This is a genomic window from Flagellimonas alvinocaridis, from assembly GCF_965248585.1.
In the GTDB taxonomy this organism is placed as follows: Bacteria; Bacteroidota; Bacteroidia; order Flavobacteriales; family Flavobacteriaceae; genus Flagellimonas; species Flagellimonas alvinocaridis.
In genome coordinates, this window is sequence record NZ_OZ252111.1 from 1,660,309 (window position 1) to 1,676,366 (window position 16,058).

Below are 16,058 nucleotides of genomic sequence, written 5' to 3' on the forward strand. Positions count from 1 at the left end.
TTACATGTTCAAATAGTCCAAAGTAAGTTGGGTCATGGTCTTTACGCCCAAAAGGAGTCCGCTGTCATCAATTTTGAAATCAGGAGTATGATGAGGAAAGGACTCGGTGGTGCCAGGGGTCATTCCGCCCAAAAAGAAAAACATGCCCGGTACCTTTTCTTGGAAATAGCTAAAGTCTTCGGCACCTGTAATAGCTTTGTGAATGGTAACATTGTCTTTGCCGGCTACTTTTTCAAGGGTAGGGGCCATTTGCGCTGTTAAATCCAAATCATTGAACGTAATGGCTGTGGATGTGGTAATTTCAATGGTTGCTTCAGCACCATAGGCTTTTGCGATGGCAGGTACCATTTCTTCCATACGTTTATTGATGTGCTTCTGCATATCGTAATCCAAAGTTCGGATGGTACCGATCATCTCCGCACTTTCAGGGATGATGTTGAATCGGACCCCACTAGTGATTTTCCCCACTGAAATTACCGCGGCTTCATTGGTAAGGTTGGTTTCACGGCTGATGATGGTCTGAAGGCCATCGATAATCTTGGCACTGATCATGATGGGGTCGATACCTGCCCAAGGTTGCGACCCATGGGTCTGCTTTCCCTTAACATTGATGACAAAACGTTGGGCAGCTGCCATAGCCCCTCCCGGTTTGTACTTAACGGTATTGATGGGGGTCTGGGAATTAATGTGGAGACCAAAAATAGCATCCACATCAGGGTTTTGAAGAACGCCTTCCTTGACCATTAGTTTGGCACCGCCTTCTTCACCGGGAGGTGGACCTTCCTCAGCAGGTTGGAAGATAAACTTGACCGTGCCATTAATCTTGTCTTTGTTTTTGGACAATACTTCAGCTACTCCCATTAAAATGGCTGTATGGGTATCGTGTCCGCATGCGTGCATAACGCCGACTTCGTTTCCCAGAAACTCCGACTTTACGGTAGATTTAAATGGAAGGTCGTTGCGCTCAGTAACAGGAAGAGCATCGATGTCCGCTCTTAAGGCAACTACTTTACCAGGCTTTCCTCCTTTGAGTAGACCAACTACTCCGGTATTTGCAACGCCGGTTTGCACTTCTATACCCAAGGATTTTAGATGCTTTGCAATCTTTTCGGCTGTTTTGAACTCTCGGTTGCTAAGTTCCGGGTTTTGGTGGATATCACGGCGCCATTCAATGACTTTACTTTCAATATTCTGGTAATCTTTTTCCAATTTGGCATCCTGTGCCCAAAGGGATAGGCCAGATACCAAAAAAGCAAGGGTGATAATTTTGTTCATAAGAAATCAGTTTAAAATTTTATAAGTCGATATCCTTGGTTTTGTAATTGGATAAGGGCGGTCATGGCCGAAAGGGCTATCTTACTCCCAGGAATCAAATCTTCTTTGGGGTATTTTCGGGAATTCGAAGATTGTCCGCATAAAATAACCTGTACTCCAGCATTCTGTAACTCATTTATCAAATCGTAATTCGGATTTATGGTTCCAAAACGATCTTGGTATGCTTCGTTGTGGGCAAGGTCCTTGGTAGCGCCTCCATGAACTACCAATGCTACTTTAAGCTGGGATAGCGGAACACCATTTTGGGCATGCATGTTTAAAAAACGTGCCGCAGTTTCTATCTTTTTATTGATTTCTGTGTGGGAGTCAGGACTGTCCATGATATCGAACACCACTTTGAATTCAGCACTTGTATCGGTCTTGAAATCTTGGTTTTCCACAGCCCACACCGCTCCATGTTTCTCGAGGACAGGGCCTGTTTTCTTCTCCTGTGCATTTATCATAAGTCCAATAAAAAAACATGAAATAAGTAAAAAACGGGAATACTTCATCAGCAAAAAGTTGAGTTGTTAAATATATTCAATTCAAATCAAAACTCCTTCGTGTTTATAAATATTGACAGGATGATTTTAGCATGAGGGCTTTATTGGCTAATTTCACCCCTACGTTTTAAAAGCCGAGCATTTGAGTACTTTTTTGGATGAATTGAACGATGCACAACGAGCCCCTGTATTGCATAAGGATGGCCCGTTAATGGTGATTGCAGGAGCCGGTTCGGGGAAGACACGGGTATTGACCTATCGCATAGCCCACTTGATGAACCAAGGGGTGGATTCCTTCAACATTTTGGCCCTAACCTTTACCAACAAGGCAGCTCGTGAAATGAAGAAACGGATTGCCGATATTGTGGGTACTTCCGAAGCCAAAAATCTTTGGATGGGGACATTCCATTCTGTTTTTGCCAAGTTATTACGGTTTGATGGGGATAAATTGGGATTCCCAAGCAATTTCACCATTTACGATACCCAAGATTCCCAACGTTTGATAGCTTCCATTATCAAAGAGATGGGGTTAGACAAGGATATTTACAAGTACAAACAGATTCAGAATAGAATTTCGTCCTACAAGAATAGTTTGATTACCGTAAAGGCCTACTTTCAGAATCCGGAATTGGTAGAGGCCGATGCCATGGCCAAGCGTCCCCGGATAGGAGAAATATACCAGAATTATGTGGACCGCTGTTTTAAGGCCGGTGCCATGGATTTTGATGACCTTTTGTTGCGTACCAATGAATTGCTGACGCGTTTTCCAGAGGTTCTGATGAAGTATCAAGATAGGTTCCGATATATTTTGGTGGATGAGTACCAAGATACCAATCACTCGCAGTACCTTATTGTAAAGGCCTTGTCGGACCGTTACCAAAATATTTGCGTAGTTGGGGACGACGCCCAAAGTATCTATTCGTTCCGTGGGGCCAATATCAGTAACATCCTAAATTTTCAAAGGGATTATGATGATGTGGCGGTCTATCGACTGGAGCAAAACTATCGATCTACCAAGAACATTGTCAATGCTGCCAACTCCATCATCGAAAAGAACAAAGATCAGTTGGAAAAGGTGGTATGGACCTCCAATGATGCAGGCAATAAGATCATTATCCATAGAAGTATCACCGACGCAGAGGAGGGGAGGTATGTGGCAGGTTCCATTTTTGAAAATAAGATGCAGCAACAGATGCAAAATGGGGATTTTGCTGTGCTGTACCGTACCAATTCACAATCGAGGGCCATTGAAGATGCGCTTCGAAAGCGGGATATCCCATATCGAATTTATGGTGGATTGTCTTTTTACCAACGCAAGGAAATCAAGGATGTTTTGGCCTATTTGCGATTGATTGTCAATCCCAAGGACGAAGAAGCCCTAAAACGGGTCATCAACTTTCCAGCTAGGGGTATTGGGCAAACCACCATAGATAAACTCATTGTCGCTGCCAATCATTACGGACGTTCCATTTATGAAGTGATGGAACATTTGGAGAAGCTCAACCTCAATATAAATACTGGAACCAAACGCAAGTTGCAGGATTTTGTGACCATGATCAAGAGTTTTCAAATCATGAACGAAGGCTCTGATGCATTTACCTTGGCAGAACACGTGTCCAAGAAGACCGGTTTGTTGTTGGAATTCAAGAAAGATGGGACCCCGGAGGGAATTGCCCGAATGGAAAATATTGAAGAGCTCTTGAACGGAATCAAGGACTTTGTGGAAGGGCAAAAAGAGTTGGCGGATGCCACGGGAAGCTTAACGGAGTTTCTGGAAGATGTGGCCTTGGCTACAGACATGGACAAGGATGTAGGTGATGATGATAGGGTAGCCTTGATGACCATTCACTTGGCTAAAGGATTGGAGTTTCCTTATGTGTATGTTGTGGGGATGGAAGAGGACCTTTTTCCATCGGCTATGAGCATGAACACCCGTAGTGAGTTGGAAGAGGAAAGGCGATTGTTCTACGTGGCGCTCACCAGGGCCGAAAAGCAGGCCTATTTAACCTATACCCAGAATAGATATCGATGGGGTAAACTTATTGATGCTGACCCTAGTAGATTTTTGGAAGAGATAGATGAACAATATGTGGATAACCTTACCCCGGTAAACGATGGGTATCGGTATAAATCCATGATCAATGCCAATATTTTTGGTGAGGTTGACAAGAGCAAACTCCGACAGGTGAAACCAAGCAATGGTACGCCGCCCAGCGTGCAACGCCCCAACGAAAATCAATTGCGCAAACTACGAAAATTGAAACCTGATTTGGCTTCGCCTTCAGCTGGCAATCCAAGCATAGATTCTGATTTAACGGAAGGTTCCCTAGTGAACCATACCCGTTTTGGTAGGGGTAGGGTTGTAAAAATCGAAGGAGTAGGAAACGATAGGAAAGCAGAAATTCAGTTTGAACAAGGAGGAATAAAAAAGCTATTGCTCCGTTTCGCAAAGCTGGAGGTTTTAAAAGATTGACCCGAGAAAGGAATTATTTATAGGATATTTCCAGTTTTTCCTCAGCTGACGCAAACTTTTCGCCATCAAATGCCAAGGTTTTAATAACGGTAGCAGAATCCAAAGCCTTGGAGATTAAAATATGGGAACCATTTTTTGAGACCTCAAAATCCATTGATTGAATATCACTATCGGCAAAAGATTTTTCCGATGAGATAAACGTGGTATTCAACGGAAAAACCGGAGTTTCTTCCAAATGGCCACTTTTTAGGGTGTACGCATGCAATCGATAATTAGGGTGCCCCATGGCTTCACTGTGGCCGTGGAATGTGTAGATGGTATTTCCTGATACAGGTTCAACTTGGTAGACCTTGTCATAAACCATTGGTTTTCCGTACAAAGAGGTGGGTAGTACTCGGTCTCCTGATTTGTACAGCGCTATGTTTTTAATACTTTGTTCCGACAAGCCCATCCGAGTATCCCAAGAGAACACCCCCACTTTTTTATCTTTCGATACTATAAATGAGAAATCATGTTTTTTGGATTTGAACTCAACCGCCAACTCTTCCAATAATTGTGGAGCATCAATACTTTCTATGGTTTTTCGTATTTCTTCATTGATATGAACCACAGCTTCGGATGAACCTTTAGCTTTCGTGGGGACATTGGAAAGATTAGTGAATAAACTATCCAAGGAAAAAATCAACGCTTTGCCGGTATTGAATTTTTTTAGGTCATTTTGCTTGTTGGTGCAATTCAACAGCCCAAAAGAGGCAATTAAAATGGCAGATAATAGTATATGGTTGAATTTCATATCAATAAAGATTCTGATTCACTTATTATGCAAACTTCCCAGTTTAAACTTGATGAAAGGGTCCTTAATTTATTAATGCCCTAATCTATTTGATGAATAGCTGTTTTGATTGGATGGATGCAAAAAGAGATCATGGGTTGAGTGTCTTATCATATTTTTAACTAAAATGACCTTTTTTAGGGAAGTATGTTTTCAAAGTAAACTTTGTTACCTTGCGTAGAGATTGGCATTGGAGCCATTTCTAGACATGTATGGCAGAGTTTATCAAACTTTATGAAGAAAACCCAAACCCAAGGCAGGTTGAGAAAATTGGCAATGTTTTGCGGAAGGGTGGGCTGGTAATTTACCCTACCGATACGGTATATGGATTAGGCTGTGATATTACGAATTCCAAAGCCCTGCAGCGTATCGCAAGGATCAAGGGGATAAAATTGGAAAAGGCCAATTGGTCCTTTGTCTGTGCGGATTTGAGCAATCTATCGGACTATGTTAGGCAGATTGATTCTTCAACCTTCAAAATATTAAAACGTACACTGCCGGGCCCCTATACTTTTATCCTTCCCGGAAATAACAATCTTCCCAAGGATTTCAAAAAAAAGAAAACCGTGGGGATTCGGGTTCCCGATAATGCTATTGCCAGGGCTTTGGTCACAGAATTGGGAAATCCCATAGTTTCCACATCCATACATGATGAGGATGATATTTTGGAGTACACCACAGATCCCGAACTTATTTATGAGAAGTGGCAAAATTTGGTGGACGTTGTGGTAGATGGTGGCTATGGAGATAACATGGCTTCCACGGTCATAGACCTATCAACCGGTGTGCCCGAAGTGGTAAGGGAAGGGAAGGGAGATTCGGATATTTTTTAGCATAAAAAAAAGCGGCTCAATTGAGCCGCTTTTCGTTTAGTATAATTACTAAGATCTTATTTTCCGCCACCGCCGATGGCAGGATCTTTCATGCCTTCTTCGATCATGCTATAGAACTGATCAATTTTTGGAAGTACCACGATACGGGTTCTTCTGTTTTTGGCTCTGTCGGCAGAGGTTTCATTGCTTACCAAAGGAATATAGTAGCTACGTCCTGCAGCAGTCATCCTGGCTGGGTCTACACCGAAATCATTTTGAAGGATTCGTACGACAGAAGTTGCTCTTTTGGCACTCAAATCCCAGTTATCCAATAAAACACCGCTTCTGTAAGGTACATTGTCGGTATGACCTTCTACCATGAACTCAAAATCGGGTTTGTTGTTTACTACCTTGGCTACTTTGCCCAATACTTCTTTGGCTGCGTTGGTTACGTTGTAGCTACCGCTTCTGAACAATAGTTTGTCAGAAATGGAAACGAATACAACACCTTTCTCAACACTGATTTCAATGTCTTCATCATCCAAGTTGCCCAATACACCTTTCAAGCTCTGTACCAAAGAAAGGTTAACAGAATCCCTTCGGGTAACGGCATCTTGCAATTTTCTGATGGTAAGATCTTTTTCACGTAAGCTTTCCAAAGATTTTTCAAGGTTCTCGGCACCTTTTGTGGTAAGGGTGGTCAAGTTGCCCATGTTGTTGATGAGCTCTTGGTTATTGGCCTTAAGGAAGGCGTTTTGATCTTCAAGGGTCTGAAGTCTTGAGTCCGCCGTTGCTTTCTCTTCCAAACAGTCGTTCAACTTAACAGTGGCAGAGTTCAATAAATCTTGGGTTTCTTTTTGCTTGGCTTCCAGATCAGCATATTTCTTTTGTGATACACAAGATGATAGTAGAACTGTCATCGCCAATGTTCCTAGAAAAACTTTTTTCATAGTTCAGAATATAATTTAAGGATTGTTAGATATCTCTTTGTAAAAAATCTCGACCAAAATTAGATAAAATGCAAATCTTCCTTATTTCGGTATAGTTAATCTTTTACTAAAATGTTAAAATTCTTTATTTGATGTACGAAATGTGACCATACAATGGATGTCGTGGTGTGGTACTTTAATATAAAATTAGCTTTTTCCCGCTTTCTGTACATTTTTCTAAAGTTACCATAAAAACTGATATGCGCTCGAAGAATTGCCAGACAATGATTGAATTTTAATTGAAAGATAAACCTTAGGGCAGCAATACCATCCAAAACCAAGCGCATAAAAATAATGGGAAAGGCTTTTTTCCTGGGAAGGTTCTTGGTGATAGAGTAGAGAGAATTCCTGAAATTGAGGAAGGTTTTCTTAGGATTCATATTCTTTAATGTAGACCCGCCCAAGTGGAATACATGGCTATGGCCTACATAAAGAATTTTGTGGCCAGCATTTTTAGCTCTCCAGCAGAGATCTACTTCTTCTTGATGGGCAAAGTAGTCCTCATCAAAACCATTCAGCGATTCAAACACATTTCGACGGATGAACATACAGGCTCCTGTGGCCCAAAAAATTTCCTTTACATCATTGTATTGGCCTGTATCCTTTTCCAATGCCTGAAATATTCTACCTCGGCAGAACGGGTACCCCAACATATCAATAAATCCCCCGGCTGCACCGGCATACTCAAAATGATCCTTCTGTTTTAGGTCTAATATTTTGGGCTGTATTATGGCAATGTCTTGCTGGGTATTAAAAATCTTTATGATTGGAGTCAGCCAATCTGGGGTTACTTCCACATCTGAATTCAATAGGCAGAAGATGTCGGCGTCTATGGATTTTAGTCCATCATTATACCCCTTGGCAAAACCGCCGTTAAGATTATTTTGTACAATGCCAATAGTGGGATAGTGTTGTTTAATGAATGCAACGGAGCTATCAGTACTGGCATTGTCCACCACATAAATATCTGCACCTTCAGAGTGGTTTATTACAGAAGGAAGGAACCTTTTGAGCAAGGCTTCCCCATTCCAATTGAGTATGACTACGGCAACTTTCAAAACGGGTGCAAATTAACGGCTAAAATCAGGAATTTCCTTTAAAAACCTATATTTTTCCTCTTGATGGTCCATTTCGCAATAATAGTGCTCCAGTCCATTGGTTACCATGAGGTATTGGGATTGTAATTGCAGGTTATATCGGGCAATTTGATCAAAAGTGGATTGGTTTATTTTGATTTCGGGTGACTTGCATTCCACCAACAGGAAAATAGAGCCATCGGGATTAAACACGACCACATCATACCTTTTTTTCAACGTATTCACCGTTAACTGCTTTTCAACATTTATGAGGCTTTTGGGATATTTCTTTGTAAAGACCAAAAAATGAAGTACATGCTGGCGTACCCATTCCTCTGGTTGGAGCACCACAAATTTTTTGCGTATTCCGTCAAAAATATAGTGTCTATTTTGGCTATTTTTGATTCGGAACGAGTACGCTGGAAAGTTTAAAGGTTGCATTAGGCAAATTTGATGATTTTTTTCTGAATGGATAGGATAAAGGAAATTGTAGCTGAAATAGACGCAGGAAACCCAAAACCCATTTATTTTTTAATGGGAGAGGAACCCTATTACATCGATAGGATTTCAAAGTATATTTCTGACAATGTCCTTACTGAAGATGAAAAAGGTTTTAACCAGATGGTACTTTATGGAAAAGATACCAGCGTGGACGAAGTAATTTCCAATGCCAAACGGTTTCCTATGATGGCCGAGCACCAAGTGGTGATCGTTAAGGAGGCCCAACACCTTTCGAGAACCATCGAGAACCTGACATCCTACGCTGAAAATCCGCAGCCCACGACCATTTTGGTTATCTGCTATAAATACAAAAAGTTGGATAAGCGTAAGAAGCTCTATAAAACCATTCAAAAGAAAGGGGAACTTTTTGAGAGCAAGAAACTCTACGAGAATCAGGTGTCGGAGTGGATAAGAAGGACCCTTGCCAGTAAAAAGTACAAGATTTCTCCCAAGGCATGTATGTTATTGGTTGAGTTTTTAGGAACGGATTTGGGGAAAATCAACAACGAACTGGATAAGTTGACCTTGGTAGTGCAGCCCTCTACGGAAATCACCCCCGAGGTAATAGAGGAAAATATAGGAATTAGCAAGGATTTCAATAATTTTGAATTAAAGAAAGCGATAGGGGAAAAGGATGTGGCCAAAGCATCCCGTATCATTGATTATTTTGCGCAAAACCCCAAGGACAACCCGTTTGTGGTAACCGTAACCTTGCTGAACACCTTCTTTACCCAATTGCTGCAATATCATGGACTAAGTGACCATTCTCCAGGAAATGTGGCCAAAGTATTGGGTGTAAACCCTTATTTCGTTAAAGAATACTCGGTTGCCGCCAAAAACTATCCCATGAAAAGAGTTAGCGGTATTATATCAGGCTTAAGGAATTTGGACCTTAAGGGCAAAGGGGTGGGGGCCAATAATATGGCTCAGGCAGATTTACTTAAAGAATTACTGACCGAAATTGTCTAGAGCTATTTCTTGTCTACACTATACTTGCCGGGACCCAAAAGAAAAATAACAACAAAGACCACAAAAAAGAGCAGTGCCTTTTCCTTGGTTCCGAAAGGGTCCGCCCCATGGATCATAAAGGCGGCCACAGCCATGGTAATCGCTGTTGGAATGGCAGCCCATCTGGTTTTAAAGCCAATGACCATCAAAAGCGGACAGATAAATTCACCGATTACAGCCAAAAATAGGGAAGGAGCTTCGCCTATGCCAAATGGGTTGGCAAATTCTGTATTTCCGTTGATAAGTTTTAAGAGTTTTGGATATCCATGGGTCAACATGAACACTGAAGGAACAATTCTTAACAGTGCCAAGCCCAAGTGGACCAATGTGTTATTTTTCATTTGGGGGATTTTTTGTCCGTGTGAAAATATTAATTAAGTTTTTAATTCATGCAAGAAAAGCACATAAAAATGTGCTGCTAACTTTTATTTTGGACAAAAAACGGAATTACCTTAGACTTGGAAAGGAGTTGGGGTCGGTTTCCTGCATAATTTGGTATACCTTTTCAAAGATGTCCTCTGCATTGGGTTTAGAAAAATAATCTCCATCTGAAGCATAGGCAGGTCTGTGGGCCTTTGAGGTCAAGGTTTGTGGCGCACTGTCCAAAAAGCGGTATCCGTCCTGTTTTTCCAGTATTTCTTGAAGTAGATAAGCAGAGCAGCCTCCAGGAACATCTTCATCAATAATTAATAGTCTATTGGTTTTTTGAAGACTTTTTACCACATCATGGTCCAAATCAAAAGGGAGAAGTGATTGTGCATCGATTACTTCGGCATCAATACCGACTTCCAATAGATCTTGGGCCACTTTTTCCACTATGCGAAGGGTAGAACCGTAGGATAGTAGGGTAATGTCAGACCCTTCCTTTAGGGTTTCCACTTTTCCAATCGGCGTACAAAATTCCCCCAGATTGGAAGGTTTTTTCTCTTTGAGACGATATCCATTCAGGCTTTCGATGACCAAGGCAGGTTCGTCACTTTTCAATAGTGTATTGTAAAAACCTGCTGCTTGGGTCATGTTCCTAGGTACTAGGATGTGCATTCCCCTTAGTAAATGTACCAATCCGCCCATAGGTGAGCCGGAATGCCAAATGCCTTCCAGTCTGTGCCCTCGGGTACGTACAATCAATGGGGCCTTTTGTTTTCCTACGGTGCGATACAGCAATGAGGCCAAATCATCACTTAGAGTTTGAATGGCGTAGAGGATATAGTCCAAATATTGGATTTCTGCAATGGGTCTAAGACCTCTCAACGCTAGACCAATACCTTGCCCTATAATGGAGGTTTCTCTAATGCCGGTATCGGCCACGCGAAGCTCTCCATATTTTTTTTGAAGGCCCTCCAGTCCTTGGTTAACATCACCTATGTTACCTGTATCTTCTCCAAAGACCATGGTTTTTGGATATTTGTTGAAGAGCACATCAAAATTGTCGCGAAGTATGATTCTTCCGTCTACTTCCTCGGCTTTTTCAGAATAAGTAGGGCTTATTGGCTTTACGTGGGCAGCACTATTGGGGAGTTCACTGTAAAGGTGCGAACTGTATTTTGGTTGAGACTCATTTAAAAAGTCCTGAACCCATTGTTGAAGCTGCTCTTTTTCTTGGTTTTCTTCACCCAAGACGTAGCGAAGGGCAGTCCTGGACTTGGAAGCCAAATCTTTTTTAAGAGGCTCTTCAATGGCGATTAAATCATTCTTTATTTTAGTGATGAAAGCACGGTTTGAACTTTTGTCAGCAGCATTGGACAACAACTGCACAAGCTGTTTTTTAGCTACAAGATGCGGTTTCAGGAATTCTAGCCATGCTTCTTTTTTTGCAGCCCTGACTTTTTGTTTTATTTCCCGTTCCAGTTTTTTGAGTTCCTCTTCTGTACTTACTCCATTTTCAAGAATCCATTCCCTAAATCGTTTATTGCAGTCGTTTTCCCTTTCCCATTCCAAACGATCTGCAGACTTGTATCGCTCATGTGATCCAGATGTGGAGTGTCCTTGGGGTTGGGTGAGTTCTGTAACATGGATTAATACTGGAACATGGTTTTCCCGGGCAATATCAGATGCATTTTCAAAGGTATGGGTAAGGGCTGTGTAATCCCACCCCTTTACTTTCAATATTTCATATCCTGCAGCATTTTCATTGCGTTGCAGGCCTTTTAGCATCTCGGAAATATCCCCTTTGGTGGTGTGGAATTCAGCGGGTACGGAAATACCGTATTCATCATCCCAAATGCAGATGACCATGGGCACTTGCATTACCCCGGCAGCATTTACAGTTTCAAAAAAATGTCCTTCACTGGTGCTGGCATTTCCAATGGTGCCCCATGCGACCTCATTTCCATTGTTGGAAAAATTGGTCTGATCCATTTCCTTGACATTACGATATATCTTAGAGGCTTGGGCCAATCCAAGAAGTCGTGGCATTTGTCCGGCAGTACATGAAATGTCGGCACTACTGTTTTTTTGTTTGGTAAGGTCTTTCCATGTGCCATCTTCATTAAGGCTATGGGTAACAAAATGCCCGCCCATTTGCCTTCCAGCACTCATAGGTTCCTTTTCCAAATCCGTGGTGGCATAAAGACCGTGGAAAAATTCCTTTGGAGTGAGATATCCTAGAGCCATCATAAAGGTTTGGTCCCTGTAGTACCCACTTCTAAAATCCCCATCTTGAAAGGCCCTGGCCATGGCAAGCTGAGGCAGTTCCTTACCATCCCCAAATATGCCAAACTTGGCTTTTCCCGACAATACTTCCCGTCTTCCGAGTAAGCTGCATTCCCTACTGGTGACCGCAACCTCATAATCCTGAAGGATTTGGGATTGAAAGTCATCAAAGGAAATATCGTTGCTTGTACTTGGATCGGGTTTCATGGACGGTCTAAGATTTCTGCGAAAGTACTAAAATACATTCAAAACAGCAATATGAAACCCTGTTAATAAAATATCAATTCAATAAAAATTTGTTTAAAAAACAAAGATATTTTAAAATTGATGTTTGTTTGCGGGGTGTTTTTTGGGAATATGATAATATTAAAACCATTTCCGGGTAAAGAGTCCTATGAGCGTCTTAGGGCTGATCGTGACCACAAAACGAATGCGTTCTTCATAATTATTCTGGGCAATTTCCCATCCTCTATTGGAATATACAGGAAAGTATAGTTCAAAATAATCGGTGACCAGATTGAGCCTTATGCCAGAATCATATACGAAGCGGGCATCTTCGCCCTTGTTTTTAAGATAGCCAACATCCCCGTAAGCCTCAATCCATCGCCAAATATTAGTACTGGCATTTGCGGTTACCATCCAATCGTTGGCAAAGGGATTCTCAAGTTTTGATTTAAAACCACCTTCGGAAATAATAATTTGTTGACTGTAAAGCCCAGAACTTTCCGATCGTCCCAAATAACTTAGGTCGAACATATAATCGGTGGGGCGATCAAGGGCAAAACTGAAAAAATCGGAATCGGTTTTGTTGCGTAAAAACTTACCAGCAAATAGTCTAAGGTTCAGCTGTCGGTTACTTTGGAATAGTTTGCGGTATTCCATTTCAAAAGCGAGTTTGGTAAAATCACTGGAATGTTGTGCATCCAAAAACCATGAATTGTAGTTTAGGATATTGTTGTCCACATCTATGAAGCGAACATTCATTACACTATAGTCTGGATCGGTGTCGATTTGATCCGCAATATTGTCATCGATACTTCTAAAAACATTCCGGTATCTAAAAAGTAGACTTTGTCTACGGTTGGACAGCAGATCATTGGGCCGCCACCCAAAGCTCACAGCCGGGGTAAGTGTTGAAAAGCGGGAGTTGACCTGAAAATGCGAGGTAGAACCTGTAATAGAATAATTGGTGACATATAGCCCCGTTTTCTGGTGATATTTCCTGTAGTGCAAGGTAGCTTTGCCCACAAGGGTTCGTTCCAAAAAAGAATAGGTGGGCGAAATGTCGTATTGAAAGGGGCGTTCCAAAAAGGTCTTGTTGTAGATGCGCATTCCCGGCGTTATACCATCATAAATATTGAAGTTGGCAATGGGCACATAGAAGACTTGGTTGTAATAGGGGTCTTCGGTATCCTTGAAAAATTGGAATTTTAGTTTTTTGTTGCTTGAGAAAAAACCGTTAAGGGTTTTCCAATTGTCACGTTGATTGAACTCCGGAATCTTTTGGTCATAGTTGAGCACCATCCGATCTTCCCCATTCCTGGGTATGGTCACGGTCTTGGTAGTATCGATATCCGTGAACCAATACTGGGAAACCACAGAATCCTTTTGAAGACCAAATAACGAAATGGGCACATTGGTGCCTCTTTTGTTTTTCAGGACCAAAGTAATGGAATCCTCGGTCTTGTTTATGTTCTTGATTTTAAAATCAATCTTTTTATCCGTAGTTACATACTCATCAAAGAACCATTTTATATCCTTATCAGCAAACTGCTCCAAGGTTTTTCTAAAATCCAAAGCATTTACTTTGGACGTTAAACGATGGTTTTTATAGAACTCGATGATACTACTGTCTACCTTTTTGTCTCCTAAATATTCGGAAAGGTAAGACATGCCCAATCCTGCCTTGTACCCATTGGCGATTTTCTGGTTGAACTTGATTAATGAGTCATTGCGGACAGTTAATGCTTGGTCAATATTCTTCCGGACAGGTAACATGCTCAACAAGGCATATTGTTCGTTAAAGTCCATTTGAGCCAAATGGAAGCCTTTAATCCCCCAAATCTTGGATAGTTTTCCGGCCAATTTCTGTTTGGGATAATGGTCTTCCACATATTTGATCATCAAATAATAGGCGATGGCATCGCTCACCCAACGCTCCTGTCTTGGATCAAGGAACAGGGTTTCTTTCAGGAAACTATTGATGGCTGTCTTCAGAAACTTCATTTCAAACTGAAAACGTTCATCATACGGCCTTATAAAGGAGGGAAGTTGATTAATGCCGTACAATGGGGCCTTGTTATAGGCAAACTCGCTTACCAGCAGATTGTCATGCGGATATTCCCCTAAATTTTCTTCAAGAAACTGAGACACTTTGTTTATTGATATGCCCTGGGATATCTCATCATATTTGTTGGATTCCAAGTCAGAAGTAACAGTTAGGTGGCCGGTAACATGCTTGGTGAACCTCTTGAAAGGGCTCAAAATGATTTCACAGCTTTTCCGGTTTTTTCCAGTAAGTGTTACGTATTGTCCCCCAGGAAACTTGGTAGTATTGGACTCATCGTAATTCGTGGCCAAAAACAGTTTGTCAGGATATTTTAGATTGATGGATGTATTGGTGACATCGGTATACAGATCATCCAAGTTTACATTGTCATACAAAAGCCATCCTTCGTTAAAAACTGCTGGGGTGAGATACCAATCCTTGAGGTTGTACCCCTGACCAGTAAATCCGTAGGTGGTGAACTTGGCACTGGGTAGATGAACAGTATACGTGAAGAACAGCTGAATAGATTGTCCAGGTTCTAGAACTTGTTCTAGTTTAACGGCAATTACATCTCTGTTTTCAACACGCTTCCAATCCAATCCAGAATAATCATTTCCGACTATGGTTTTTATTTCGGTATATCCTCGCTCCTTGTCCTTGGCCAAGTGTAGGCTACGGTTGAATTCCTCTGCGAATCGTTTGGCCAATGCGGTATTCTTGTTGGCATAGGCGTGGTTCCAATCGTTAAAGTAGAGGGTAGATATCCCATTTTGGGATGCATTAACGTATGTGAATCCCTGCCGCACCTGTATTTGTTGTGATTCATGGTCCAGAATTGCGGTGATTTCATTGGTGTGTTGTCCCCACAGAGAGGAGCATACCGTAAAAAACAGCAAAGAAATCCGAACTAAAGAGAAATGCGCAGTCAATAAAGAAGTTTTTTAGAAGTTCGGGCTGAGATCGTGCCCTCTGTAAAATGCATCAATGATTTCAACCACTTCTTCCTCCGTGTCCACCAGTCGGATTAGATCTAAATCGGTTGGGCTTATGTTACCTGCTTCCAGCATAGTGTTTTTGATCCAATCCAATAATCCTTTCCAAAACTCGGTGCCCACCAAAATAATGGGAAACTTCTGAATTTTATGCGTCTGTATCAGGGTGATGGCCTCAAAGAGCTCATCCAATGTACCAAAGCCTCCGGGCATTACCACAAACCCTTGGGAGTATTTCACGAACATTACCTTTCGTACGAAGAAATAATCAAAGTCTAAAGATTTGTCATCATCAATGAATGGATTATCATGCTGTTCAAAGGGCAGGTCAATATTCAATCCAACGGAAGTTCCTCCAGCCATATTGGCGCCTTTGTTACCAGCTTCCATAATGCCGGGACCACCTCCTGTAATGATACCATAGCCTGCTTCAGCTACTTTTTGTGATATCCTAACGGCTAAGTCGTAATAGGGTTGTCCGGGACGAATTCTAGCAGAACCAAATATGGATACACAGGGACCTATCTGGCTCATTTTCTCAAATCCATTGACAAACTCACCCATAATTTTGAATATGGCCCATGAATCGTTTGTCTTTATCTCATTCCATCCTTTGGTATGTTGTTCTTTTCGCATC

13 protein-coding genes are annotated in these 16,058 nt (G+C 41.6%); 3 read left to right on the plus strand and 10 right to left on the minus strand.

Annotation, left to right across the window (positions count from 1 at the left end):
• Positions 1 to 1,275: an amidohydrolase gene (locus ACP14V_RS07610; RefSeq protein WP_272610019.1), complete on the minus strand. Its 1,275-nt coding sequence runs from the start codon at positions 1,273 to 1,275 to the stop codon at positions 1 to 3.
• Positions 1,276 to 1,286: 11 nt separating this feature from the next.
• Positions 1,287 to 1,826, minus strand: coding sequence for a DsrE family protein (locus ACP14V_RS07615; protein ID WP_272610020.1), 540 nt, complete (start codon positions 1,824 to 1,826; stop codon positions 1,287 to 1,289).
• Between the two features lie 133 nt (positions 1,827 to 1,959).
• Here ACP14V_RS07615 and ACP14V_RS07620 point away from each other — a divergent pair, with 133 nt between their 5' ends.
• Positions 1,960 to 4,290 carry an ATP-dependent helicase gene (locus ACP14V_RS07620; protein WP_272610021.1) on the plus strand — a complete coding sequence of 777 codons (2,331 nt, stop codon included), beginning with the start codon at positions 1,960 to 1,962 and terminating at the stop codon, positions 4,288 to 4,290.
• A 13-nt stretch (positions 4,291 to 4,303) separates the two neighbouring features.
• On the opposite strand, the gene ACP14V_RS07625 is transcribed toward ACP14V_RS07620, so the two are convergent.
• Positions 4,304 to 5,083, minus strand: a complete 780-nt coding sequence (locus ACP14V_RS07625; RefSeq protein ID WP_272610022.1) for a hypothetical protein — start codon at positions 5,081 to 5,083, stop codon at positions 4,304 to 4,306.
• Positions 5,084 to 5,334: 251 nt separating this feature from the next.
• Between ACP14V_RS07625 and ACP14V_RS07630 the strand changes: the two genes are divergently transcribed.
• Positions 5,335 to 5,955 carry an L-threonylcarbamoyladenylate synthase gene (locus tag ACP14V_RS07630; RefSeq protein ID WP_272610023.1) on the plus strand — a complete coding sequence of 207 codons (621 nt, stop codon included), beginning with the start codon at positions 5,335 to 5,337 and terminating at the stop codon, positions 5,953 to 5,955.
• A 56-nt stretch (positions 5,956 to 6,011) separates the two neighbouring features.
• Here ACP14V_RS07630 and ACP14V_RS07635 read toward each other — a convergent pair whose 3' ends face one another.
• The 3 genes from ACP14V_RS07635 to ACP14V_RS07645 form a co-directional block, all read right to left on the minus strand.
• A complete protein-coding gene (locus tag ACP14V_RS07635) occupies positions 6,012 to 6,884 on the minus strand; it encodes an OmpA/MotB family protein (protein ID WP_136566919.1) in 873 nt (290 codons plus the stop codon).
• A gap of 95 nt (positions 6,885 to 6,979) precedes the next feature.
• A complete protein-coding gene (locus ACP14V_RS07640) occupies positions 6,980 to 7,981 on the minus strand; it encodes a glycosyltransferase family 2 protein (protein WP_272610024.1) in 1,002 nt (333 codons plus the stop codon).
• A 12-nt stretch (positions 7,982 to 7,993) separates the two neighbouring features.
• On the minus strand, positions 7,994 to 8,440 hold the full coding sequence (locus ACP14V_RS07645) for a type I restriction enzyme HsdR N-terminal domain-containing protein (protein ID WP_136566921.1): 447 nt from the start codon (positions 8,438 to 8,440) through the stop codon (positions 7,994 to 7,996).
• A gap of 27 nt (positions 8,441 to 8,467) precedes the next feature.
• Here ACP14V_RS07645 and holA point away from each other — a divergent pair, with 27 nt between their 5' ends.
• The gene (gene holA / locus ACP14V_RS07650) at positions 8,468 to 9,469 is read left to right on the plus strand and encodes a DNA polymerase III subunit delta (RefSeq protein WP_272610025.1); all 1,002 of its coding nucleotides are present in this window, start codon (positions 8,468 to 8,470) and stop codon (positions 9,467 to 9,469) included.
• A 2-nt stretch (positions 9,470 to 9,471) separates the two neighbouring features.
• Here the strand turns inward: holA and ACP14V_RS07655 are convergent, their stop codons facing one another.
• The 4 genes from ACP14V_RS07655 to ACP14V_RS07670 all read right to left on the minus strand — a co-directional run bounded on the left by ACP14V_RS07655 (position 9,472) and on the right by ACP14V_RS07670 (position 16,057).
• Positions 9,472 to 9,849, minus strand: coding sequence for a DoxX family protein (locus ACP14V_RS07655; protein WP_272610026.1), 378 nt, complete (start codon positions 9,847 to 9,849; stop codon positions 9,472 to 9,474).
• Positions 9,850 to 9,955: 106 nt separating this feature from the next.
• Complete coding sequence (locus tag ACP14V_RS07660) at positions 9,956 to 12,367, minus strand: alpha-ketoacid dehydrogenase subunit alpha/beta (protein WP_272610027.1); 2,412 nt, start codon at positions 12,365 to 12,367, stop codon at positions 9,956 to 9,958.
• Between the two features lie 159 nt (positions 12,368 to 12,526).
• Entirely contained in the window at positions 12,527 to 15,358 is a 2,832-nt protein-coding gene (locus ACP14V_RS07665) for a metalloprotease (RefSeq protein WP_272610028.1), read from the minus strand.
• A 12-nt stretch (positions 15,359 to 15,370) separates the two neighbouring features.
• Entirely contained in the window at positions 15,371 to 16,057 is a 687-nt protein-coding gene (locus ACP14V_RS07670) for a TIGR00730 family Rossman fold protein (protein ID WP_136566925.1), read from the minus strand.
• Position 16,058 lies beyond the last annotated feature (1 nt).

Coding starts and splice junctions, on each gene's coding strand:
- ACP14V_RS07625 (WP_272610022.1), bottom strand. CDS start 5,083: ATGAAATTCAACCATATACTATTATCTGCCATTTTAATTGCCTCTTTT.
- ACP14V_RS07635 (WP_136566919.1), bottom strand. CDS start 6,884: ATGAAAAAAGTTTTTCTAGGAACATTGGCGATGACAGTTCTACTATCA.
- ACP14V_RS07630 (WP_272610023.1), top strand. CDS start 5,335: ATGGCAGAGTTTATCAAACTTTATGAAGAAAACCCAAACCCAAGGCAG.
- ACP14V_RS07655 (WP_272610026.1), bottom strand. CDS start 9,849: ATGAAAAATAACACATTGGTCCACTTGGGCTTGGCACTGTTAAGAATT.
- ACP14V_RS07645 (WP_136566921.1), bottom strand. CDS start 8,440: ATGCAACCTTTAAACTTTCCAGCGTACTCGTTCCGAATCAAAAATAGC.
- ACP14V_RS07610 (WP_272610019.1), bottom strand. CDS start 1,275: ATGAACAAAATTATCACCCTTGCTTTTTTGGTATCTGGCCTATCCCTT.
- ACP14V_RS07615 (WP_272610020.1), bottom strand. CDS start 1,826: ATGAAGTATTCCCGTTTTTTACTTATTTCATGTTTTTTTATTGGACTT.
- ACP14V_RS07670 (WP_136566925.1), bottom strand. CDS start 16,057: ATGCGAAAAGAACAACATACCAAAGGATGGAATGAGATAAAGACAAAC.
- holA (WP_272610025.1), top strand. CDS start 8,468: ATGGATAGGATAAAGGAAATTGTAGCTGAAATAGACGCAGGAAACCCA.
- ACP14V_RS07660 (WP_272610027.1), bottom strand. CDS start 12,367: ATGAAACCCGATCCAAGTACAAGCAACGATATTTCCTTTGATGACTTT.